We start from the raw sequence: 19,558 nt of genomic DNA, 5'->3' as shown, positions 1-19,558 counted from the left end.
CCGGAGGATGACGGAAGTGGGGTCAGGGCGGGGCCGGTTCCTCAGCCGGAAAAACAGAGTCCAATTCGTCTGAATCGTCTGAAATCCGGCCCTCGGGGTCGAGGCGGGCCTTGAGGGCGGCGATGCGGGTTTCGATGGCGCGGCGACCGGCGTGGTCGTCGGGGGAGAGGCGGGCGGCGTCGCGGGCGACCTCGGCGACGGCTTTCAGGTCGGCTTCCAGCGTGGCGGCGGGATCGGGTTCGGGATCGGGTTCGGGGTCGGGTATGGTTGCGGCCAGAAGGGCGGGGTCGGTCAGGGCGCGCCAGGTGCGTAGCCAGGAGGCGGCCTCGACGGCGCGGCCGCGTCGCACGGCGCGGTCCAGCCGCATCAGGGCCTGGGCCGCCATCTGGGCCAGGTCGGGCGGGGCGGAGGGCGTTGCGGGGTCGTCGTCCTGCGGATCGGGCCAGACGTCCTCGATGTCGCTGCGGCGCCAGCCCTCGCGCGCGGCGCGGGAGCGCAGGGTGCCCAGCTTCAGGTCATAGCGGGCGCAGACGGCCTCGGCCGCGTCCCCGGCCAGATAGTCGCGCCGCGCCGCCGCCCAGATCGCCCCGGAGCGGACGCGATAGCCGTCCCGCGCTTCCGGCTCCTCATGGTCATGGCCGCGCCCGGTGTCGTCAGGGTCGGGCGCCTCGGCCCGCGCGGCGGTCGAGGGCCGGACATGGTCGGGGATGTAGGTGGTGTCGCCGAACTCGTCCTGCTCCCACCGTCCCGAGGCGACGATCCGGGGCTCGCCCTCGTGCCAATATGCCTCCCGCGCGTCGTCCATCTCGCCTCCTCCTGCCTGCGGGAAGGAGGTTGGCGGACGGGTGCGTCAGGATCGGACGGGGGCGGGTGCGCTTATCAACTCGGCCGCCATCTGGCCATTCGGTCCGGAGAGGAAAGTGAAGGGTAGAATAGGCACCGATTACCAACCGAGCACCTTGAGGTTTGTATGCTGAGCGTTAGACGCTCAAAATGATAACGAACAAAGATTTGGGGGTGATTCTTGCAAGCTGCATCTGTCGAAATTCTGTCGCCCCTGCTCAAGCAGCGATCCCTGATTCGTCCTGTTTCACGTATCAATTTCGATGTTACCGACCGGTCCGCATTCGACAAATGCATTGCGCTAGCCATCAACTGGATGGGCGAAGCTCCCCGTCGCGGTCAAAGGCCCAGATCCGGTATCAACCTGCCTGGCGAAGCCGGAAAGGGGGAGTCGTTTGATATATCGGATGTGCTCGGGGCGAACCCAGCAAAGGCTCTAAGACTTGAAGCGTCGGACGGTGCCTTGTGGACAGCAAGATTGGACTTTCCTGACCCGGATTATCCTCGGACTTGGGTGTCGGAGTTCTTTGTGGAGCGGAGGGTCGGGCAGAAGGTGCGCTTTGGGGCTCAGTTAACCTGTGTCATGCGTAACGAGTGCCCTCCCTTCGAGCCCACGCGGCCGAGATTGGTGCAAAAGATACTGGAGTCTCTGTCGTGTGAGGCTGATAACCGCTCGTTGTCAGACAAAATCACGACAACAACTCAGAGAGATGTTCCTGAGTTTTTGGAGCTTCTCTATCGGCCTGATCGACGCTTGCCTGTGATTGTTTGTTCCGCAGGAGATAAGGTCGATGCTAATCTGACGCCTGCTCGCATTGCTAGCCGGATTGGCGGTGCAGCGCACATCGTTGAGCTAGATCACGAAGCGTCTTGGGAAATGACCCGGAATGTCGGGCGGCGCATGTCTGTGTTCAACGGTGCCGTTCGAATTTATAATCCCGGTCTCACTGAAGATGCTGAAGATCCATTTGATCATCCTCTCTGGGTCGGGCAGTCGAATAATGCAAAAAATTTGCAGAGGCAGATTGCTGATCGCGCTCTGAAGGTCGCGTTTCTAAAAGAAAATCCTGACAGGCCCTTTTATCGTTACGCGCGAGTTCGTGATCTCGCCACGCGGCGCGTTCTCGATCAAAAAATTGGCACGGAAAGTGACCAGCTAAAAGCTGAACTGGCTCTGCTTGAAGAGCAGGTTGCTGAATACGCTGAAGAGCGTGATACATGGCAAAGCTTGGCTCAATCTGAACAAGATCAAAGAATTGATGCTGAGAGGGAGGTTGAACGCCTCAAGTTAGAGGTTTCTCGACTCGAGTCTAAGGCTAATGCGCTGGAGCACGGGTATAAAGACGGCGCAGAGGCGGGCGACCAGGCCCCTGTTGATCGGCGTCTTTTATCGTATGCCGATCTCGAGGATTGGAGCGACGAAGTCCTGGGCGATTGTGTTTACATCCATCAAGCAGCGCTCAAGGATTGTCGTAAGAATGGCCATGTTAGCATGCTGGAGCGCATTGAAAGTGCGCTAGTTATTATGCGTGATTATATGACGCCAGCACGTAGAAATCACGATAGCGGCCTCCGTTCTGAGGCGCATAGGAAGCTTGCGGAGTTGGGGATGAAGGACAGTGGGTGTTTCGTGAACAGGGATGAGGCTCGAAACAACCAATCTTACTCTGTTCCTTATGATGGAAGCACTCGTGTGATGTATGATCATATCAAGTTTGGAAAAGGGTACGATAATTCAAATCAAATCCGAATATATTACTTCTGGGATGATGAAAAAAAGAGGCACGTTGTAGGCAAGATGCCGTCTCATCTGAGGAATAATCTTACATCATAGGGTGTCGTGTGGGGCTCCCCCTCACACCTTCACCTCCACAACTCCGCCGCCGGCCCTGAATTTGGCGCTCATTTCGGCCATGCCTGCTTCGGCTTCCTGAGCGGCCAGCGACCCGCCCGCGTCGTTCTGGGCCTTGGCGGCGTCGCGGATATCCTGGCTGATCTTCATGCTGCAGAACTTGGGGCCGCACATGGAGCAGAAGTGGGCGGTCTTGTGCGCTTCCTTCGGCAGGGTCTCGTCGTGGTATTTGCGGGCGGTTTCGGGGTCGAGGCCGAGGTTGAACTGGTCCTCCCAGCGGAACTCGAAGCGGGCGCGGCTTAGGGCGTCGTCGTGCATGCGGGCGGCGGGGTGGCCCTTGGCCAGGTCGGCGGCGTGGGCGGCGATCTTGTAGGTGATGACGCCGTCCTTGACGTCCTGACGGTCGGGCAGGCCCAGGTGCTCTTTCGGCGTGACGTAGCAGAGCATGGCCGTGCCGAACCAGCCGATCATGGCCGCGCCGATGGCGGACGTGATGTGGTCGTAGCCGGGGGCGATGTCGGTGGTCAGCGGGCCAAGCGTATAGAAGGGCGCCTCGTGGCAGTGCTTGAGCTGCTCATCCATGTTGGCCTTGATCTTGTGCATCGGCACGTGGCCGGGGCCTTCGATCATGACCTGACAGCCCTTGGCCCAGGCGATTTTCGTCAGTTCGCCGAGGGTGCGCAGCTCGGCGAACTGGGCCTCGTCATTGGCGTCGGCGATGGAGCCGGGGCGCAGGCCGTCGCCCAGCGAGAAGCTGACATCATAGGCCCGCATGATGTCGCAGATGTCCTCGAAGTGCTCGTAGAGGAAGCTCTCCTTGTGGTGGGCCAGGCACCACTTGGCCATGATGGAGCCGCCGCGCGAGACGATGCCCGTCACGCGTTTGGCCGTCATCGGCACGAAGGGCAGCCGCACGCCCGCGTGGATGGTGAAGTAGTCCACGCCCTGTTCCGCCTGTTCGATCAGGGTGTCGCGGAAGACCTCCCACGTCAGGTCCTCGGCGATGCCGTTCACCTTCTCCAGCGCCTGATAGATGGGCACGGTGCCGATGGGGACGGAGGAGTTGCGGATGATCCAGTCGCGGATGTTGTGGATGTTGCGGCCCGTCGACAGGTCCATGACGTTGTCGGCGCCCCAGCGGGTGGCCCAGACCAGCTTGTCCACCTCGTCGTCGACGCTGGAGAGGACGGCCGAGTTGCCGATGTTGGCGTTGATCTTCACCAGGAAGTTGCGGCCGATGATCATCGGCTCGACTTCGGGGTGGTTGATGTTGTGCGGGATGATGGCGCGGCCGCGGGCGATTTCCTGACGCACGAACTCGGGGGTCACGAAGTCGGGGATGGCGGCGCCGAAGTCTTCGCCGTCGCGGATGCAGGGGGCGTTCTGCTCGCGGCGCAGGTTCTCGCGGATGGCGACGTATTCCATCTCGGGCGTGATGATCCCGGCTTTAGCGTATTCGTATTGGGTGACGGGGCGGCCCTCGACGCCCTTGAAGACCTGATGGTTGGAGACGTCGAAGCGGGGGGCCAGGTGCTTGCCGCTGGCGTGGCCGTTGTCCTCGGGCTTGACCTCGCGAGGATTGGCGACGGGGGCGATGTCGCCGCGGTCCAGCTGCCAGCTGGATTTGACGCGGGGCAGGCCCTTCTTGATGTCGATAGTCACGGCCGGGTCGGTGTAGGGGCCGGAGCTGTCATACATCGTCACCGGCGGCTCGTTGGCGCTGGGGTGGACGGCGACCTCGCGGAAGGGGACGCGGATGTCGGGGAAGAGCTCGCCCGCCACGAAGACTTTCACGCCGCCGGCGCGCGGGCCGGTGGGGATGCGGCCGGTCTCGGCCTCGACGGCCTTGCGGGCCTCGGCCAGGGGGAGCTCGATATTGGGCTCGTGCGGCTGTTCGGTCGTCGGCGTGACGTTGATGTTCATGGCGGCCTCTGTGCTTCAAGAGGTCCGCCGACGTCGGGCGAGGCGGTCCCATGGCGTAAAGCCGCCAGCGACCAAAGCGTTTCCCATCCCTTCGCCGGCATGACCCGGATCAGGTTCGACGGGTCAGAGGAAAAACCTCAATCTCAGCCGCTCAATTGCGACCCCCCGGAGAACGGCGCGACCCTAGCCCGTTTCGGGGGTAGGTCAAGCGAGGCGGGCGTGGCAGGAAGGGGAATGATCCTTTCCCGAACCTATGGACCCGAGGACATGGCCGGGTGTCTGGCCCTGTTCGACAGCAATACGCCGCGCTTCTTTGACGTGAGCGAGCGCGACAGCTTTGTCGGGTTTCTGGAGGATGAGGCGCTGCGCTGGCCCTATCAGGTGATCGAGCGCGACGGGCGCATCGTCGGCTGCGGCGGTCATGCGGTCGAGCCGGACGGGATCAGCGTCGCCCTGTGCTGGGGCATGGTGGACCAGACGCTGCACGGCCAGGGGCTGGGGCGGGTGCTGACCGAGGCGCGGCTGACGGCGGCGCGGGCGACGCCGGGGATCAGGCGCGTCATCCTGAACACCAGCCAGCATACGCAGGGGTTCTATGCGCGGTTCGGCTTTGAGGCGGTGAAGGTCACGCCCGACGGCTATGCGCCCGGCATTGATCGCTGGGACATGGTGTTGAGGCTGGATTGAAGGAGAGGGGGGCGGCCCGGCTTCTCAGTCGGGGGGGCGTTAAGGCCGGGCCGCCACAGACGACATCGGGGTTGGGGGGCGTCCGACGTGTCCGATGCAATAACAACAGACCCGAAACTTGGTTCCGCAAGAATTCGCGCATTAGCCATCATTGTTGAACGCGGGGCGCCGAACCGGCGTTTTCGTCAGGCGGCGACGGAATGAAAGATGTGTTTTTGGGCAAGTCACAGGCGGGCGGCATGAAGACTTTGGGCGTTCTGGGCGGCATGGGGCCGGCGGCGACGGTGGCCTTTCTGGCGCGGGTTCAGGCCCTGACCCCGGCGAAGGGGGACGAGGACCACGTGCGGGTGGTCCTGGACATGAACCCGCAGGTGCCGAACCGGCATACCCATCCGGAGGCGGCGGGGCGGACCCTGGGCGAGATGGCCGTGCGGTTGAGGGCGGCCGGGGCCGAGGTCCTGGCCATGCCGTGCAACACCGCCCACGCCCACGCGGATGCGATCCGCGCGGCGGGCCTGCCCTTCATCGACATGGTGGCGGAGACGGCCAGGGCGGCGAAAGACAGGGCGGCGAAAGCGAGGGGCGCGACGCGGATCGGGGTGCTGGCGACGCCGGGCGGCGAGGCCCTGTATGCGGCGGCGCTGGAAGACGAGGGTGTGGAGATGGTGCGGCTGTCAGAGGCCGACCGGGCGCGCTTCATGAGCGTGGTGTTCGGGGTCAAGGCGGGCGACGTGGGGCCCGAGCAGAGGGCGGCCATGCGAGGGCTGGCCGAGGCCCTGGTCGCGGCGGGGGCCGAAGGGATCATCGGCGGCTGCACCGAGGTGCCGCTGCTGCTGGATTCGACGAACGTGGTTGTGCCGTTGACCGACTCGGCCGAGGTGCTGGCTCGCGTGTGCGTAGCGAACTGCCTGGGGGATGAGCGTGACCGAAACGATCAGCAGCTATATTCGGGCTGATGAGAAGCTGCTGTGGCGGGGCAAGCCGCAGCAGGGCCTGCGCCTTGGCGGGCAGGACCTGTTCATGGTGCCCGTCAGCCTGCTTTGGGGTGGCGGGGTACTGATGTTCCTGGTGTCGGGGGGGCTTTCGGCCGCAGGTGGATTTCCGTTTGTCCTGTTTCCGCTGATTTTCGGGGTCGCCGCGATCTACGTCACGGTCGGGCGCTTGATCCATGACGCCTGGATCCGATCACGGATCGAGTACGCCCTGACGGACCGCCGCATCATCGTGTTTCAGCGCGGCTTTGGCGGCGACGTGACGACGGTGGATATCGGCAAGATGGATCAGGTCCGGTTCAAGCCGCGCGGTGAACGCGGGGACATCTTATTCGGACGCGATCCTGGCCTCCAGAGCTTCTTCGGGGGGCAGAGCTTCCGTTCCAGCTTCGCCTTGTGGGTTCCGAGCCTGTCGGAGACGCCGCAGTTCCTGGGCGTGGAGAACGCCCGGCGTGTCTACGACCAGATCGAGGGGCTGAGGACCGCGTCGTGATGACGGCGTGTTGCCTCGCGCGCCGTCACGCGGCACACCCGTCGGGTGAAACAGTCCCTCATCATTGATTGCGACCCCGGCGTGGACGACGCCACGGGGTTGCTGACCGCCTTCGCCTCGAACGACCTCGACCTGTTGGCCGTGACCACGGTGGGCGGCAATGTCAGCGCCGTGCAGACGGCGAGGAACGCCCGCATCCTGCGCCAGATCGCCGGGCGCGAGGACGTGCCGGTCTTCAAGGGGGCCGAGCGACCGCTGAAGCGCGAACCGGCCGGGGCAGGCGAGTTCCACGGGGCCGAGGGTCTGGGCGATCTGGCGCCGTTCGAGCCGGAGGCGTCGGTCGGCGAGGGGACATCCGCCGAAGCCATCGTGCGGCTGGTCATGGCGCGGCCCGCCGGGTCCGTGGCCCTGGCCGTCATGGGGCCGATGACCAATCTGGCGCTGGCGATGCGAGCCGAGCCGAGGCTGGCGGCGCATCTGGGGCCGGTGGTGGTCATGGGCGGGGCGCGCTCGGAAGGCGGCAACATCACCGCCAGCGCCGAGTTCAACATCTGGGCCGACCCGGATGCGGCGGCCGAGGTCTTTGCGTCGGGTTGCCGGATGATCGTCATGGGACTGGACGCCACGCACCAGGTGCGGGCGACGGAGGAGAGGATCGCCGCCATCGAGGCGGTGGACACGGCCTCGGCGCGGACGGCGGCGGCCATGCTGCGCTTCTCGCAGCGGACCGAGCGCGAGATTGTCGGCTGGGACGCGGGGCCGCTGCATGATCCCTGCACCGTGGCCTGGCTGGCGAAGCCCGAGCTGTTCGAGCTGGCGCCGTGCCGGATCGAGGTGGAGACGCAGAGCGAGCTGACGCGCGGCCATACGGCGGTGGAGTTCCGCGTCGAGGCCGCGACGGCGAACCATTTCTGGGCGACAAGAGCCGATGCCGACGGGGTCTTCGCCCTGATCACCGAAAGACTGGGAGCAGGCCAATGAGGATCACCGTCGTCGGGTCGATCAATCTGGACATGACGGCCTCGGCGCCCAGCCTGCCGGCGCCGGGCGAGACGGTGACGGGGGCAAGCCTGGCCCGCCACGCGGGCGGCAAGGGCGCCAATCAGGCGCTGGCGGCGCGGCGGCTGGGGGCGGACGTCAGTCTCATTGGTCGCGTGGGCGAGGACGAGATGGCGGGGGCGGCCGTGGCGCTGATGCTGGCGCACGGGGTGGACCTGTCGGGCGTCGAGACGGACATCGCGGCGCCGACCGGGGTGGCCCTGATCGCCGTCGATCCCTCGGGCGAGAACCAGATCGTGGTCGCCGCCGGGGCCAATCACTTCGTCACGCCGGAACAGTTGCCGTCGCGGATCGAGACGCCGCTGATCGCCCAGCTGGAGCTGCCGATCGAGACGGTCGAGGCGGCGGTGGGGCGGGCGACGGACTTCGTCTGCGTCAACCTGGCGCCCGCAGCCCCGGTGTCGGAGGCCCTGCTGCGGCGGGCCGACCTGATCGTGGTCAATGAGACGGAGGCCGCCTTCTACGGCGAGGCCCTGCACGTCGGGGGCGGACTGGTGGTGGTGACCAAGGGGGCGCGCGGGGCGGTCATGTACCGGCGCGGGGTGGAGATGGCCTGGGCTACGCCGCCGCGCGTTCACGCCGTCGACGCGACGGGGGCGGGCGACGCCTTCGTCGGGGCCATCGTCGTGGCCCTGCTGGACGGGATGACGCCGGACGCGGCCCTGCACTTCGCCTGCGCGGCGGGGGCCCTGGCCGCGACCCGGCCGGGGGCGCAGCCGTCGCTGGGGACGCGCGAAGAGGTGGAGGCCCTGCTGGCGGGCTAGAACCGGATCACCTGACGCACCGCCCGCCCGTCGGCCAGGGCGTCGAAGGCGGCGTTGATGTCGTCCAGCGCCAGCGTCCCGCTGAGCAGGCGGTCGACCGGCAGGCGGCCCTGGCGGAACAGGGCGACGTAGCGGGGGATGTCGCGCACGGGGACGCAGGTTCCGATGTAGGATCCCTTCAGCGTGCGCTCTTCGCCGACCAGAGAGACGACGTTGACGGCGAGCGCGGCCTCGGGCGGGGGCAGGCCGGCGGTGACCGTGGTTCCGCCGCGCCGGGTCATGCGCCAGGCGCTGTCGAGGGCGCGGACCGAGCCGGCCATTTCGAAGACGAAGTCGGAGCCGCCCCTGGTCAGGGCGCGGACCTGATCGACGGCGTCGGGATCGGCGGCGTTGACGGTCTGGACCACGCCAGGCGCTGGGCCGAGCGAACGGGCCAGGGCCAGCTTGTCCTCCGACAGATCGACGGCCACGACCGGCGAGGCGCCCGAGGCCAGGGCGCCGAGAACGGCGGCCAAGCCGACGCCGCCGAGGCCGACGACCACGGCCGACTGGCCCGCGCGGACGCCCGCCGTGTTCACCACGGCCCCGACGCCGGTCAGGACGGCGCAGCCGAACAGGGCGGCGTGCTCGAACGAAAGATCGGCGTCGATCTTCACCAGCGAACGGCGCGAGACCACGGCGCGTTCGGCGAAGGCGGAGCAGCCGAGGTGGTGGTTGAGGGTCTCGGCGCCCGCGTGCAGGGCGCGGCGGCCGGTCAGAAGTTCGCCCCGGCCGTTGGCGACGGCGCCCGGCTCGCACAGGGCGGGGCGGCCCTCGGCGCAGGGGCTGCAGTGGCCGCATGACGGCATGAAGACCATGACGACGTGGTCGCCGACGGCGAGGTCGGCGACGCCCTCGCCCAGGGCCTCGACCACGCCCGCCGCTTCATGGCCCAGGGCCATGGGCAGCGGGCGGGGACGGTCGCCGTTGATGACGGAAAGATCCGAGTGGCACAGACCCGCCGCCTTGACGGCGACCAGGACCTCGCCAGGGCCGGGGTCGTCGAGGGTGACGGTCTCGACGCCCAGGGGGCGGCTGTCGGCGTAGGGGCGCGCGGCGCCCACGTGGCGCAGGACGGCGGCGCGGGTGGCGGTCGGCATGGTCAGGGCTCCCATCTGCTGGCAGGCTAGGCGCTTGACGCAAGGGGCGCTAAGAGGGGCGTCAAGGGGAGGCGGCGATGACGGAGCGGAGCCGGGGGAGGCGCGGCGACTACGCGCGGTTCGTGCGGTTGACGACGCGGTGGGCCGACAACGACGCCTATGGCCACGTCAACAACGTCGCCTACTACGCCTTCATCGACACGGCGGTGAACCAGCTGCTGATCGAGGCGGGGCTGCTGGACGTGACCGGGTCCGAGGTCATCGGGGTGGCGGCCGAATCAGGCTGCCGGTTTCACGCCTCGGCGGCCTATCCCGACGTGATCCACGCCGGGGTGCGGGTCGGGCGGCTGGGGTCGTCCAGCATCCGCTACGAGGTCGGCCTGTTCCGCAACGACGAGGATGAGGCGACGGCCGAGGGCTTCTTCGTCCACGTCAGGGTGACGCGGGCGACGATGCGGCCCGCAGCCATCCCTGAGGCGCTGCGTCTGTTTCTGGAAAGGCTGAGCGCGGCCTAGCGCTCGTCGTACTGGCGCAGCAGGAAGAGGGTTCCGACGGCGGTCAGGGCGCCCAGGGCGAAGGCGGCGACGATGGAGCCGGTGGCGGCGGCGGTGGAGACCGTGACCGGGCGCTTGGCGTACCATTCGACGATCTCGCCCGCGTGGGCGTGGTCGAGGCCTTCGTCGTAGGCGTCGTCCAGATAGGTGTCGTCGGCGGCGGCCATGAGCGTCTCCTTATCGCCTGCGCTAAATCCCCGGCGCAGTCGGGCGGTTCCCTGTCGTGACAGAGGATCGCACATCCAGTAAAGGCCTCGCCTCACGTTTCAGAAATCTGGCAGCGAGATTCATGGCCGGCCACTCGAAATTCAAGAACATCATGCACCGCAAGGGGCGCGCCGACGCCCAGCGGTCGAAGCTGTTCTCCAAACTGTCGCGCGACATCACCGTCGCCGCCAAGTCGGGGATGCCCGACGTGGCGCTGAACCCGCGCCTGCGTCTGGCGGTCAACAACGCCAAGGCCGAAAGCCTGCCCAAGGACGTCATCCAGCGCGCCATCAACAAGGCCGCCGGCGGCGATGTCGATACGATGGAAGAGGTCCGCTACGAGGGCCGGGGCCCCGGCGGCGTCGGCATCATCGTCGAAGCCCTGACCGACAACCGCAACCGTGCGGCCTCGAACATCGGCGCGGCCTTCAAGAAGAACGGCGGCGCCCTGAGCGAGATGAACTCGGTCGCCTTCATGTGGGATAAGGTCGGCCAGATCATCTACAAGGCCGAGGCCGGCAGCGAAGACGCCGTCATGGAGGCCGCCATCGAGGCCGGCGCCCAGGACGTCGAGAGCGACCTGGTCAAGCCCGACATCTATGAGGACGCGCCGGGCCACACCATCTGGACCGCCTATGAGGACCTGAACGAGGTGGCCGAGGCCATGTCCAAGGTGCTGGGCGACCCGAAGTCGACCGCCATCGTGTGGAAGCCGCAGTCGGAAGTGCCGGTGACCGGCGAAGCCGTCGGCACCCTGTTCAAGCTGCTGGACGCCCTGGACGCCGAGGACGACGTGTCGTCGGTCTATTCCAACGAAGACATCTCGGACGAAGACGCGGCCAAGTACGCGGGCTGATCGCCCTCACTGAGGGCAGGTCTCCATCCAGTCCTGACCCGGCTCGGCGGCCCTGAGGTCGTCGAGCGCGGGGATGTTGCGTTCGGCGTCGGCGCTGACCGTGATGTGCGACATGGCCGAGGCCGTCGGCGCCTCGCGGCGATAGACGGTCAGGGCGAAGGGAACGTGGCCGGGCGCCTCGACGCGCCAGACGCTGTTGGATTCGCCCAGGCCAAAGGTGTAGCAGCCGATCGGATCGACGGCCGCGCCGCGCACCCGCAGCGCCTCGACCGGATCGAAAGGCACGGGCTCGCCGGTCGCCGACCAGTTGAAGACGATCCGCGTCGTGGGCGTGCGCGTCGCCTCGACGTTCAGGTCCGCCAGTTGGCCCTGTGACGGCGAGCGCCAGCGGACCATCGACGCGCGCCGCTGGACATCGGCGGGATCGAGCGCGGACGGAGTCCCGGCGACAAACAGCGACAGAATCGCGTCGGCCATCTGATTGGCGCGGGTGATTTTGGGCCATTGCTCGGCGCAGGCGCCCTCGGCGTAGCTCGCCATATTGGCGGTCCGGGCCAGGGCCAGGGTGCAGCGCTCCATGAACTGATCGCGCGTCTCCTGGCGGGCGGGAGCGGCGGCGGCGGGCGTCGCGAGGAGAGGGGGCAGGCAGGCGAGAAACGCAACGAACAGGGCGGCGCGCATGGCGGCCTCCTTTCGGCTATCGCAGATTGGCCAAGAATGCGCCTCTCGCCGCGAACCGGCAAGCGTGGCCTGGTGCAGGTCGGTTGAGTTTCCCGCGCCGGCTCGGCGCGCTAAGGCGGATCGACGAGAGACGGCGGGGAGGGCCGGATGACAGAAGAGCGGGATCCCGGACTGGATCTGCCGGGGGCTGCGCCTCTGGTCGAGGGGCGGCGCTGGCTGTGGATCACGCTGGGCGTCTGGGCGGCGGCCCTGCTGCTGCTGGCCTGGGCGGCCTGGGGCGCGGCGTGGCTGCTCGCCAACACGCGGGTGAGTTTCGAAATGCCGTCCGCGCCCGAGGCCTCGCGTTCGGAAACCCTGCCGTCCCATCCCGTGCCGCCCGAGCCCAGCCCCGCGCCCGCGCCCTATATGAGCGACGAAGGGCGGGCGATCACCGATCCGGCCTGGCTGCGGGCGCCGCAACCCGAGTTTCCTCGCGCGGCTTTGGAAGCGGGCGCGGACGGCGGGACGGTGCGCCTGATCTGCCAGACGGATGAGAAGGGGCGTGTGCGGGCCTGTCGGGTCGCCGAGGAAACGCCGCCGGGAGTCGGCTTCGGCGCCCAGGCCGTCAAGGCCGCGATGCGGGCGCGCGTTCGGCCGCGTTTGGTCGACGGCGAACCGACCGAAAGCGAGGTCGCCTTCACCGTCCGCTACCGCCTGCATTAGGGAACGGGCCGGGGCGGCCGACCGTTGCCGTGGGATGAATGCGTCCGACCTCCAGTCCTTCGTCCTGCCCGTCGCCGGGGCCGTGGTCGCGGGCGGCCTGATCGGGGTCGAGCGCGAGTGGCGCGGGCAGGCGGCCGGATTCCGCACCCATATCCTGGTCAGCCTGGCCTCGGCCCTGCTGATGCTGGCGGCCATGTCCCAGGCCGACTGGGCGTTCCGCGCCCTGCCGGGCGAGAACATCGTCACCGACCCGACGCGGATGGCCCACGGGGTGCTGACCGGCATCGGCTTTCTGTGCGCGGGCGTCATTTTCCGCACCGGGTTTTCGATTCACGGGCTGACGACGGCGGCGTCGTTGTGGATCACGGCGGCCATCGGCCTGCTGTTCGGGGCGGGGCTGTTCGCCCTGGGCGTCGTGGGCACGGTCATGACGGGATTGATCCTGCTGGTGCTGCGGCTGGTCAGCGTGCGGTTGCCGGCGCGGACCCTGACCGATGTTGAGGTGCGCTGGCGCCGCGACGGCGCTTCGCCCGAGGCCGAGGTCGAGGCGGCGCTGAAGGCCGTCGACCCCGCCCCGCGCCACGACCGTTTCGAACTGATCGACAATGGAGCGACCGTGCGGCGCAGCTGGCGGATCAAGGCGAGGGACGAGGCCGAGCTGAAGGCGTTGGCGGCGCGGCTGTGCGCCCTGCCGGGGGTCACGGCCTATGAGCTGGACCCGCGCGACGACTAGGCTTGCTGCAAATCGCGGCGCGGTCCACGGTCAGCGGTCCTGTGCAGCTTGAGAGGCGGACATGACGGCGGTCGGAACATTGGACTGGGCTCTGATCGCGCCGATAGCGGCGGCCATGACGGCGGGCGGTCTGATCGGGATCGAGCGGACCTATCACGGGCATCCGGCCGGGTTCCGCACCCACATCCTGGTGTGCATGACGTCCTGCGTGCTGATGCTGGCGGCCATGCATCAGGCGACCTGGGCCTTTGTCGCCCTGCCGGACCAGAGGCTGGTGATCGACCCGACAAGGATGTCGCACGGCATCCTGACCGGCATCGGTTTCCTGTGCGCCGGGGTCATCTTCCGCGAGGGCTTCTCGGTGCACGGCCTGACCACGGCGGCGTCGCTGTGGACCACCTCGGCGGTGGGGATGATGTTCGGCGTGGGGATGTGGGACCTGGCCCTGATCGCCGGGGGCGCGACCCTGCTGGTGCTGGCCATCCTGAGGTTCCTCGACGCCCGCCTGCCGCACGTCGGGGTGATGGACGTGACCCTGCGCTGGAGCCGCGAGGCGGTTCCGGGCGAGGCGACCTTGCGCGGCCTGCTGGGCGACAGCGGGCTGAAGCCCGTGCGCATCGGCCATGTGGTCAGCCACGACGGCCTGATCCACGAACACCACATCAAGGCGCGCGGGCCGATGCCGCTGAGGGTCGACGACCTGTCGACCCGGCTGGCGCAGCAGGGCGGGCTGGCGGGGTTCTCGGTCATGCCCAGAGACGATTGAGGGGACGACTGAGGGGACGATCAAGGGCGGTTCCGCCTCCGGTCATTGTTCGCTAACCCTCTTTGGGGCAATAGGAACGGATGGCGAACGAAACGACTCGCATCCTGGGGCTGGACCCCGGCCTGCGCCGCACCGGCTGGGGCGTGATCGAAAGCGAGGGCAGCCGCCTGCGCTGGATCGCGCACGGGGTGGTGGCGCCCGCCGAGAAGGCACCCTTCCCCGAGCGGCTGCTGCATCTGCTGGAGGAGGTCGGGTCGATCTGCGCGGCCTATTCGTGTGACGAGGCGGCGATCGAGGAGGTCTTCGTCAACATGAACGGGGCCTCGACGCTGAAGCTGGGCCATGCGCGGGCGGCGGTCATGCTGGCCCCTGCAAGGGCGGGCCTGAGCGTGGCGGAATACGCCCCCAGCCTGGTCAAGAAGGCGGTGGTCGGCGCCGGTCAGGCGGACAAGAGCCAGGTGGCCTTCATGATCAAGCGGCTGCTGCCCGCGGCGGGGGAGGTGAAGGCGGACGCGGCGGATGCGCTGGCGGTGGCCATCACCCACGCCCACCATCGGCGGAGTTTGAGTCTGGGCGCGAGCCTGAGGGGCGCGGCATGATCGGTCGTCTGAGAGGCGTTCTGGCCGAGGTCGGGGAGGCGGAGTGCCTGATCGACTGCGGCGGGGTGGGCTATGTGGCGACCTGCGGGGCGCGGACGCTGGGGCGTCTGCCGGCGCCGGGCGACGAGACGACCCTCTATATTCACAGCCAGTGGAGCGAGGACGCGGGGCCGCGGCTCTATGGCTTCCTGACGCGGGACGAGCGGCGGGCCTTCACCGTGCTGCTGGCCATCCAGGGCGTGGGGCCGAAGGCGGCGCTGAGCGTCTTGGACGTGCTGCCGCCGGGGGAACTGGCCGGCGCCGTGGCGCGCGAGGACAAGGCGGCGGTGGGCCGCGCCAACGGGGTGGGGCCGAAGCTGGCCCTGCGCATCGTCACCGAACTGAAGGGCAAGGCTCTGGGCGACGCCCACTTCGCGCCCGGCGCGCCGGGCGTCCACGCCGAGGTCGCCGCCGCCCCGCCGCCGCCGAGCGTGACGGGCGAGGCGGTCGCGGCCCTGCTGGGGCTGGGCATCGCCGAGATCAATGCGCGCCGCGCCGTGGATCAGGCCCTGATCCGGCTGGGCGATGAGGCGGAGCTGCCGGCGGTCATCCGCGCGGCCCTGCAGGAGCTGGGACGGTGAGAGCTTTCCATTCGCCGTCATCCTCGGGCCGCGCAGCGGACCCGGGGACCCAGACGTTTGAAGTTCGCGCTGTCTTCGCAAACGGCCTGCCGCCGAAAGGTCTGGGTCCCCGGGTCGCCCTTTGGGCGCCCGAGGATGACGGCAGAGGGAGGCGCGTCGCATGGAACGGGTGATCTCGGGCGAGGCCGCGCCCGGCGAGCAGCACGACCGCGCCCTGCGGCCGCAGACCCTGGGCGAGTTCGTCGGCCAGTCGGCGGCCAAGGGCAATCTGAAGGTCTTCATCGACGCGGCGCGCGGCCGGTCCGAGGCGCTGGATCACGTCCTGCTGTTCGGGCCTCCGGGGCTGGGCAAGACGACGCTGGCGCAGATCGTGGCGCGCGAACTGGGCGTGGGCTTCCGCGCCACCTCGGGGCCGATCCTGGCCAAGGCGGGGGATCTGGCGGCCATCCTGACCAATCTGGAGCCGCGCGACGTCCTGTTCATCGACGAGATCCACCGGATGTCGCCGCTGGTCGAGGAGATCCTCTATCCGGCGATGGAGGACCATGTGCTGGACTTGATCATCGGCGAGGGGCCGTCGGCGCGCAGCGTGCGCATCGATCTGGCGCCCTTCACCCTGGTCGGGGCGACGACGCGGGCGGGGCTGCTGGCCACGCCGCTGCGGGACCGGTTCGGCATTCCGCTGCGGCTGGAGTTCTATTCGCCGGAAGAACTGACGGCGGTGATCCGCGGCGCGGCGGGCAAGATGGGTGCGGCCATCACCGAGGACGGGGCGATGGAGATCGCGCGCCGGGCGCGGGGCACGCCGCGCATCGCCGGGCGTCTGTTGCGCCGGGTGCGCGACTTCGCCGACGCCGAGGGGGGAACGATCGACCGGCTGGCGGCGGCGCGGGCCTTGGCCCGTCTGGAGGTCGACGAGCAGGGGCTGGACAGTCTGGACCGGCGCTTCCTCAAGGCCCTGATCGAGAACTACGGCGGCGGGCCGGTGGGCATGGACACGCTGGCCGCCGCGATCGCCGAGGCGCGCGACGCGGTCGAGGACGTGATCGAACCCTATCTGCTGCAACAGGGCTTCATCATGCGCACCCCGCGCGGGCGGGTGGCCTGCGCGCGGGCCTATGAGCATCTGGGGCTGGAGGCGCCGAAGGTTCAGCCCGCGCCGCCGCCGGACCTGTTCGGGAAGTAGATCGCAAGCGATTCGCAAAAGGGCTTCACCCGTCCGCCAAACCCGGCCATGCTGCCGGGGAAGGGAGACGGGCGATGGCGCGACGCGGGATCGGGACGGACCAGAAGATCGCCGTGCTGGGCGCGATCGTGCTGCTGCTCGGCGCGCTGAGTCTGGTCGCCGTCAGCCAGGGCGCGCGCTTCGGGCCGAAGCAGGCGACGCCGGCCGAGCGGGCGCTGAGCCAGGTCAGGGCCCAGATGGGGCCGGACGCCGAGGTGCGCTATCTGGAGACCGGCAAGCGCCGCGCCGTCTGCGGCTACGCCGGGATCGCCGGACAGAAACAGGCCGTGGCCTTCGTTTCGCGGCCCAACCGCATTCTGATGGGGGACGATCCGCTGGGCGCCGAGTTCGCGGAGATGAAGGCGCAGTTCTGTCCGGGCTTCAATGCGACCGCATCGACGGCTAGAGCGAAATCGGTTTAGTTGGACGCAGTCCAACTAAACCCGGATATTCGCTCCAGCATAATTCTGGACCATTGTTCTGGGTTCAGTCGATTCCGACTGAACCGAAAATGGTCTAAGGCCTCGGCGACGACTTCCGTTCAGGGCTGACCGATGACCGACCAACCGACCGCCGGCCGTTTCGACGGGCAGGATCACCTGCTGCCGGTGCGGGTCTACTACGAGGACACCGACTTCACCGGTCTGGTCTACCACGCCAACTATGTCCGCTATTTCGAGCGGGGGCGGTCGGACTTCCTGCGGCTGGCGGGGGTGGGGCACGTCGAACTGCTGGAGCAGGACGAGCCGCTGGCCTTTGTCGTGTCGGACCTGGCGATCAAATACCTCAAGCCGGCGCGGATCGACGACGCCCTGGTGGTGCGGACGCGCTATGAGGCCATCAAGGGGCCGCGCCTGATCATCCGCCAGACGGTCGAGCGCGACGGCGAGGTGCTGTGCCGGGCCGACGTGGTCGCCGTCTGCATCCATCTGGACGGGCGGCCGAGGCGGCCGAGCAAGCGGTTGATCGAGCTGGTGACGCCGTGGTTGTCGGGGGAGGGCGGCTGATCCTCCCTTCTCCCCTTGAGGGAGAAGGTGGCCCGTCAGGGCCGGATGAGGGGTGTCGGCGCGAGGGTTGATGGGAAGCCGCGAAGCAGCGTCTTCGCACCCCTCATCCGTCCGGCTTCGCCGTCCACCTTCTCCCTCAAGGGGAGAAGGAAGAATGTTGTAGCCTCGCAATAACGCGCTTGTCAGACGCGGCCCCCGTGACGCGGGCGCCGACGCCCGCTAGACCCGCCGCCATGAAACCGCCACGTCCGCCCGCTCGATAAGGTCGGACGACCCGGATCTGACCCAAGGACGCCGTATGACCCTGCCCGCCGACGCCTCCATGCTGAATCCCATCGAGCTGTTCATGACCGCCGACTGGGTGGTGCAGACGGTCATGGTCGGCCTGGCCGCAGCCTCGGTCTGGTCCTGGACCATCATCATCGACAAGGGCGTGCGCTTCGCCCGCATGAACGCCCGCGCCACCGAGTTCGAGAAGCAGGTCGAGAGCGGCCGGTCGCTGGAAGACGTGGCGGCGCAAGCCGGGGCCCGGCCTGCCGATCCCCTGCCGCGGATGCTGGTCACGACCTTGCAGGACTGGCGCGAAGTGCGGGCGCGCGGGGCCCTGACGGATACGCAGGGCAATATGCTGATCGCCCGCATCGACCGGGGGCTGGACGCCATCATCGCCCGCGAGAGCCAGAAGATCGAGAACGGTCTGGGCGTGCTGTCGGTGGTGGCCACGGCCTCGCCCTTCATCGGCCTGTTCGGCACGGTCTGGGGCATCATGAACGCCTTTGACGCCATCGCGGCGGCGGGCAACACCAATCTGACGACGGTGGCGCCGGCCATCGCCGAAGCCCTGTTCGCCACGGCTATCGGCCTGGGCGCGGCCATCCCGGCCTATATCGCCTTCAACGCCTTCTCGGTGTCGGCGGGCAAGTTCACCGGCCGTCTGGAGAGCTTCGCCGACGATCTGCAGTCGGCCATCGCCCGTCGTCTGGGCGCGCCCTCGGCCCCGCCGCCGCCGCCGCCCCCCCCGTCCTCTGGGGCCGACCTGAACCTGCGTCGGAGCGTCTGACCCATGGCCATGGGTGGAGGAGGAGGCGGCTCGGGCGGACGCGGTCGGCGCCGCGCGCGCAAGCGTCCCTTAAGCGAGATCAACGTCACGCCGCTGGTCGACGTCATGCTGGTGCTGCTGATCATCTTCATGATCTCGGCGCCCCTGCTGACGGTCGGGGTGCCGGTGGAGCTGCCCAAGACCGAGGCCAGAGCGGTCGAGACGACCGACAAGCCGATCACGGTCTCGATCGATCAGAACGGCGCCATCTTCATCGGCGAGGGCGAAGTCCGCTGGGAGAACCTGGCGATCCGCGTGGCCGAAGAGGGCGGCGAGAAGGCGCGCGACAAGGCCGTCTTCATCCGCGCCGACGGCCGTGCGCCCTATCAGGCCGTGGCCCGCGTCATGGCGCGCCTGTCGGCCTCGGGCTTCACCAAGCTGAACCTGATCACCGACACGGCCGCTGACACGGCCGCTGACGGGGCGGCGGAGGGCTGATCGTTTGCGTCGCCCGTCACCGGCCATCCTGGGATCCATCGCCCTGCACGCGGGGGTGGTGGCGCTCGCCCTGGCGTCGTGGTCGTCCAAGGAAGACGAGCCCAAGCCGCTGGTGAACTCGGTGCCGGTGTCGATCGTCTCGGACATCGAGATCGCCGCCGCGTCCGCCGACAATCCACAGCCCGAACCCTCGCCAGAGGACGGGGCCACCGCGCCGGTCGTGACGCCGCCGGAACCGGTCCCGCCCGAGCCGACGCCGCCCGCGCCGCGTCCGACGCCTGCGCCGCCGCGTCCGACGCCGAAGCCGACGCCTCCGGTT

General features: G+C 68.3%; 23 protein-coding genes, 1 pseudogene and 1 riboswitch. Of the genes and pseudogenes, 19 read left to right on the top strand and 5 right to left on the bottom strand.

All coding sequences use genetic code 11. From position 1 onward, the window contains the following. Positions 1-22: 22 nt before the first annotated feature. Positions 23-805, bottom strand: a complete 783-nt coding sequence (locus ACREEF_RS13535) for a hypothetical protein (protein WP_431566097.1) — start codon at positions 803-805, stop codon at positions 23-25. A gap of 219 nt (positions 806-1,024) precedes the next feature. On the opposite strand from ACREEF_RS13535, the gene ACREEF_RS13530 reads away from it, so the two are divergent. Beyond that, entirely contained in the window at positions 1,025-2,677 is a 1,653-nt protein-coding gene (locus tag ACREEF_RS13530; protein ID WP_431566096.1) for a hypothetical protein, read from the top strand. Positions 2,678-2,698: 21 nt separating this feature from the next. On the opposite strand, the gene thiC is transcribed toward ACREEF_RS13530, so the two are convergent. Next, positions 2,699-4,618, bottom strand: a complete 1,920-nt coding sequence (thiC, locus tag ACREEF_RS13525) for a phosphomethylpyrimidine synthase ThiC (RefSeq protein WP_431566095.1) — start codon at positions 4,616-4,618, stop codon at positions 2,699-2,701. 68 nt (positions 4,619-4,686) lie between these two features. Next, positions 4,687-4,796: riboswitch (TPP riboswitch) on the bottom strand. A 56-nt stretch (positions 4,797-4,852) separates the two neighbouring features. On the opposite strand from thiC, the gene ACREEF_RS13520 reads away from it, so the two are divergent. The 5 genes from ACREEF_RS13520 to ACREEF_RS13500 all read left to right on the top strand — a co-directional run bounded on the left by ACREEF_RS13520 (position 4,853) and on the right by ACREEF_RS13500 (position 8,613). Continuing rightward, complete coding sequence (locus ACREEF_RS13520; protein ID WP_431566094.1) at positions 4,853-5,305, top strand: GNAT family N-acetyltransferase; 453 nt, start codon at positions 4,853-4,855, stop codon at positions 5,303-5,305. Positions 5,306-5,505: 200 nt separating this feature from the next. Next, positions 5,506-6,261, top strand: a complete 756-nt coding sequence (locus ACREEF_RS13515) for an aspartate/glutamate racemase family protein (RefSeq protein ID WP_431566093.1) — start codon at positions 5,506-5,508, stop codon at positions 6,259-6,261. Further along, positions 6,227-6,790 carry a hypothetical protein gene (locus tag ACREEF_RS13510; protein ID WP_431566092.1) on the top strand — a complete coding sequence of 188 codons (564 nt, stop codon included), beginning with the start codon at positions 6,227-6,229 and terminating at the stop codon, positions 6,788-6,790. Before ACREEF_RS13515 ends, ACREEF_RS13510 begins: the two co-directional genes overlap by 35 nt. Positions 6,791-6,835: 45 nt before the next feature. Beyond that, positions 6,836-7,771 carry a nucleoside hydrolase gene (locus tag ACREEF_RS13505; RefSeq protein WP_431566091.1) on the top strand — a complete coding sequence of 312 codons (936 nt, stop codon included), beginning with the start codon at positions 6,836-6,838 and terminating at the stop codon, positions 7,769-7,771. Then, entirely contained in the window at positions 7,768-8,613 is an 846-nt protein-coding gene (locus ACREEF_RS13500) for a ribokinase (RefSeq protein ID WP_431566090.1), read from the top strand. The genes ACREEF_RS13505 and ACREEF_RS13500 overlap by 4 nt, the downstream gene beginning before the upstream one ends. On the opposite strand, the gene ACREEF_RS13495 is transcribed toward ACREEF_RS13500, so the two are convergent. Next, positions 8,610-9,752, bottom strand: coding sequence for a zinc-dependent alcohol dehydrogenase family protein (locus ACREEF_RS13495; protein WP_431566089.1), 1,143 nt, complete (start codon positions 9,750-9,752; stop codon positions 8,610-8,612). The two genes, ACREEF_RS13500 and ACREEF_RS13495, sit on opposite strands and share 4 nt — an antisense overlap. A 77-nt stretch (positions 9,753-9,829) precedes the next feature. Between ACREEF_RS13495 and ACREEF_RS13490 the strand changes: the two genes are divergently transcribed. Beyond that, positions 9,830-10,267, top strand: a complete 438-nt coding sequence (locus ACREEF_RS13490; protein WP_431566088.1) for an acyl-CoA thioesterase — start codon at positions 9,830-9,832, stop codon at positions 10,265-10,267. Here the strand turns inward: ACREEF_RS13490 and ACREEF_RS13485 are convergent. After that, positions 10,264-10,473, bottom strand: a complete 210-nt coding sequence (locus ACREEF_RS13485) for a hypothetical protein (protein WP_431566087.1) — start codon at positions 10,471-10,473, stop codon at positions 10,264-10,266. The genes ACREEF_RS13490 and ACREEF_RS13485 overlap by 4 nt on opposite strands. Before the next feature lie 122 nt (positions 10,474-10,595). Here ACREEF_RS13485 and ACREEF_RS13480 point away from each other — a divergent pair, with 122 nt between their 5' ends. Beyond that, positions 10,596-11,369 (top strand): YebC/PmpR family DNA-binding transcriptional regulator, encoded by a 774-nt coding sequence (locus ACREEF_RS13480; RefSeq protein ID WP_431566086.1) that lies wholly within the window; start codon positions 10,596-10,598, stop codon positions 11,367-11,369. 6 nt (positions 11,370-11,375) lie between these two features. Here the strand turns inward: ACREEF_RS13480 and ACREEF_RS13475 are convergent, their stop codons facing one another. Next, on the bottom strand, positions 11,376-12,050 hold the full coding sequence (locus ACREEF_RS13475; protein WP_431566085.1) for a hypothetical protein: 675 nt from the start codon (positions 12,048-12,050) through the stop codon (positions 11,376-11,378). 147 nt (positions 12,051-12,197) lie between these two features. Here ACREEF_RS13475 and ACREEF_RS13470 point away from each other — a divergent pair, with 147 nt between their 5' ends. The 11 genes and pseudogenes from ACREEF_RS13470 to ACREEF_RS13420 form a co-directional block, all read left to right on the top strand. After that, positions 12,198-12,752 (top strand): energy transducer TonB, encoded by a 555-nt coding sequence (locus ACREEF_RS13470; protein ID WP_431566084.1) that lies wholly within the window; start codon positions 12,198-12,200, stop codon positions 12,750-12,752. 34 nt (positions 12,753-12,786) lie between these two features. Beyond that, the gene (locus tag ACREEF_RS13465; protein ID WP_431566083.1) at positions 12,787-13,485 is read left to right on the top strand and encodes an MgtC/SapB family protein; all 699 of its coding nucleotides are present in this window, start codon (positions 12,787-12,789) and stop codon (positions 13,483-13,485) included. A 61-nt stretch (positions 13,486-13,546) separates the two neighbouring features. Further along, positions 13,547-14,251: an MgtC/SapB family protein gene (locus tag ACREEF_RS13460; protein ID WP_431566082.1), complete on the top strand. Its 705-nt coding sequence runs from the start codon at positions 13,547-13,549 to the stop codon at positions 14,249-14,251. An 80-nt stretch (positions 14,252-14,331) separates the two neighbouring features. Continuing rightward, on the top strand, positions 14,332-14,850 hold the full coding sequence (gene ruvC, locus ACREEF_RS13455; protein ID WP_296175803.1) for a crossover junction endodeoxyribonuclease RuvC: 519 nt from the start codon (positions 14,332-14,334) through the stop codon (positions 14,848-14,850). Next, positions 14,847-15,470, top strand: coding sequence for a Holliday junction branch migration protein RuvA (ruvA, locus tag ACREEF_RS13450; RefSeq protein ID WP_431566081.1), 624 nt, complete (start codon positions 14,847-14,849; stop codon positions 15,468-15,470). The genes ruvC and ruvA overlap by 4 nt, the downstream gene beginning before the upstream one ends. A 160-nt stretch (positions 15,471-15,630) precedes the next feature. Further along, on the top strand, positions 15,631-16,656 hold the full coding sequence (gene ruvB, locus ACREEF_RS13445) for a Holliday junction branch migration DNA helicase RuvB (protein WP_431566080.1): 1,026 nt from the start codon (positions 15,631-15,633) through the stop codon (positions 16,654-16,656). A 74-nt stretch (positions 16,657-16,730) separates the two neighbouring features. Then, positions 16,731-17,117 carry a hypothetical protein gene (locus ACREEF_RS13440; RefSeq protein ID WP_431566079.1) on the top strand — a complete coding sequence of 129 codons (387 nt, stop codon included), beginning with the start codon at positions 16,731-16,733 and terminating at the stop codon, positions 17,115-17,117. Positions 17,118-17,249: 132 nt separating this feature from the next. Continuing rightward, positions 17,250-17,702 (top strand): tol-pal system-associated acyl-CoA thioesterase, encoded by a 453-nt coding sequence (ybgC, locus tag ACREEF_RS13435; protein ID WP_431566078.1) that lies wholly within the window; start codon positions 17,250-17,252, stop codon positions 17,700-17,702. A 298-nt stretch (positions 17,703-18,000) separates the two neighbouring features. Then, complete coding sequence (gene tolQ / locus ACREEF_RS13430; protein WP_431566077.1) at positions 18,001-18,762, top strand: protein TolQ; 762 nt, start codon at positions 18,001-18,003, stop codon at positions 18,760-18,762. A 3-nt stretch (positions 18,763-18,765) separates the two neighbouring features. After that, positions 18,766-19,239: an ExbD/TolR family protein gene (locus ACREEF_RS13425; RefSeq protein WP_431566076.1), complete on the top strand. Its 474-nt coding sequence runs from the start codon at positions 18,766-18,768 to the stop codon at positions 19,237-19,239. A gap of 4 nt (positions 19,240-19,243) precedes the next feature. Then, a pseudogene (locus tag ACREEF_RS13420) lies at positions 19,244-19,558 on the top strand (energy transducer TonB); the annotation flags it as partial.

This window comes from Brevundimonas sp., assembly GCF_050729455.1.
In the GTDB taxonomy this organism is placed as follows: domain Bacteria; phylum Pseudomonadota; class Alphaproteobacteria; order Caulobacterales; family Caulobacteraceae; genus Brevundimonas.
This window is presented reverse-complemented; position numbering and strand designations above follow the sequence as displayed.

Bases quoted from the DNA above. Each gene is read 5' to 3' on its own strand.
- ACREEF_RS13535 (WP_431566097.1), bottom strand. From the start codon at position 805: ATGGACGACGCGCGGGAGGCATATTGGCACGAGGGCGAGCCCCGGATC.
- thiC (WP_431566095.1), bottom strand. From the start codon at position 4,618: ATGAACATCAACGTCACGCCGACGACCGAACAGCCGCACGAGCCCAAT.
- ACREEF_RS13520 (WP_431566094.1), top strand. From the start codon at position 4,853: ATGATCCTTTCCCGAACCTATGGACCCGAGGACATGGCCGGGTGTCTG.
- ACREEF_RS13515 (WP_431566093.1), top strand. From the start codon at position 5,506: ATGAAAGATGTGTTTTTGGGCAAGTCACAGGCGGGCGGCATGAAGACT.
- ACREEF_RS13500 (WP_431566090.1), top strand. From the start codon at position 7,768: ATGAGGATCACCGTCGTCGGGTCGATCAATCTGGACATGACGGCCTCG.
- ACREEF_RS13495 (WP_431566089.1), bottom strand. From the start codon at position 9,752: ATGCCGACCGCCACCCGCGCCGCCGTCCTGCGCCACGTGGGCGCCGCG.
- ACREEF_RS13490 (WP_431566088.1), top strand. From the start codon at position 9,830: ATGACGGAGCGGAGCCGGGGGAGGCGCGGCGACTACGCGCGGTTCGTG.
- ACREEF_RS13485 (WP_431566087.1), bottom strand. From the start codon at position 10,473: ATGGCCGCCGCCGACGACACCTATCTGGACGACGCCTACGACGAAGGC.
- ACREEF_RS13480 (WP_431566086.1), top strand. From the start codon at position 10,596: ATGGCCGGCCACTCGAAATTCAAGAACATCATGCACCGCAAGGGGCGC.
- ACREEF_RS13475 (WP_431566085.1), bottom strand. From the start codon at position 12,050: ATGCGCGCCGCCCTGTTCGTTGCGTTTCTCGCCTGCCTGCCCCCTCTC.
- ACREEF_RS13470 (WP_431566084.1), top strand. From the start codon at position 12,198: ATGACAGAAGAGCGGGATCCCGGACTGGATCTGCCGGGGGCTGCGCCT.
- ACREEF_RS13465 (WP_431566083.1), top strand. From the start codon at position 12,787: ATGAATGCGTCCGACCTCCAGTCCTTCGTCCTGCCCGTCGCCGGGGCC.
- ACREEF_RS13460 (WP_431566082.1), top strand. From the start codon at position 13,547: ATGACGGCGGTCGGAACATTGGACTGGGCTCTGATCGCGCCGATAGCG.
- ruvC (WP_296175803.1), top strand. From the start codon at position 14,332: ATGGCGAACGAAACGACTCGCATCCTGGGGCTGGACCCCGGCCTGCGC.
- ruvA (WP_431566081.1), top strand. From the start codon at position 14,847: ATGATCGGTCGTCTGAGAGGCGTTCTGGCCGAGGTCGGGGAGGCGGAG.
- ruvB (WP_431566080.1), top strand. From the start codon at position 15,631: ATGGAACGGGTGATCTCGGGCGAGGCCGCGCCCGGCGAGCAGCACGAC.
- ACREEF_RS13440 (WP_431566079.1), top strand. From the start codon at position 16,731: ATGGCGCGACGCGGGATCGGGACGGACCAGAAGATCGCCGTGCTGGGC.
- ybgC (WP_431566078.1), top strand. From the start codon at position 17,250: ATGACCGACCAACCGACCGCCGGCCGTTTCGACGGGCAGGATCACCTG.
- tolQ (WP_431566077.1), top strand. From the start codon at position 18,001: ATGACCCTGCCCGCCGACGCCTCCATGCTGAATCCCATCGAGCTGTTC.
- ACREEF_RS13425 (WP_431566076.1), top strand. From the start codon at position 18,766: ATGGCCATGGGTGGAGGAGGAGGCGGCTCGGGCGGACGCGGTCGGCGC.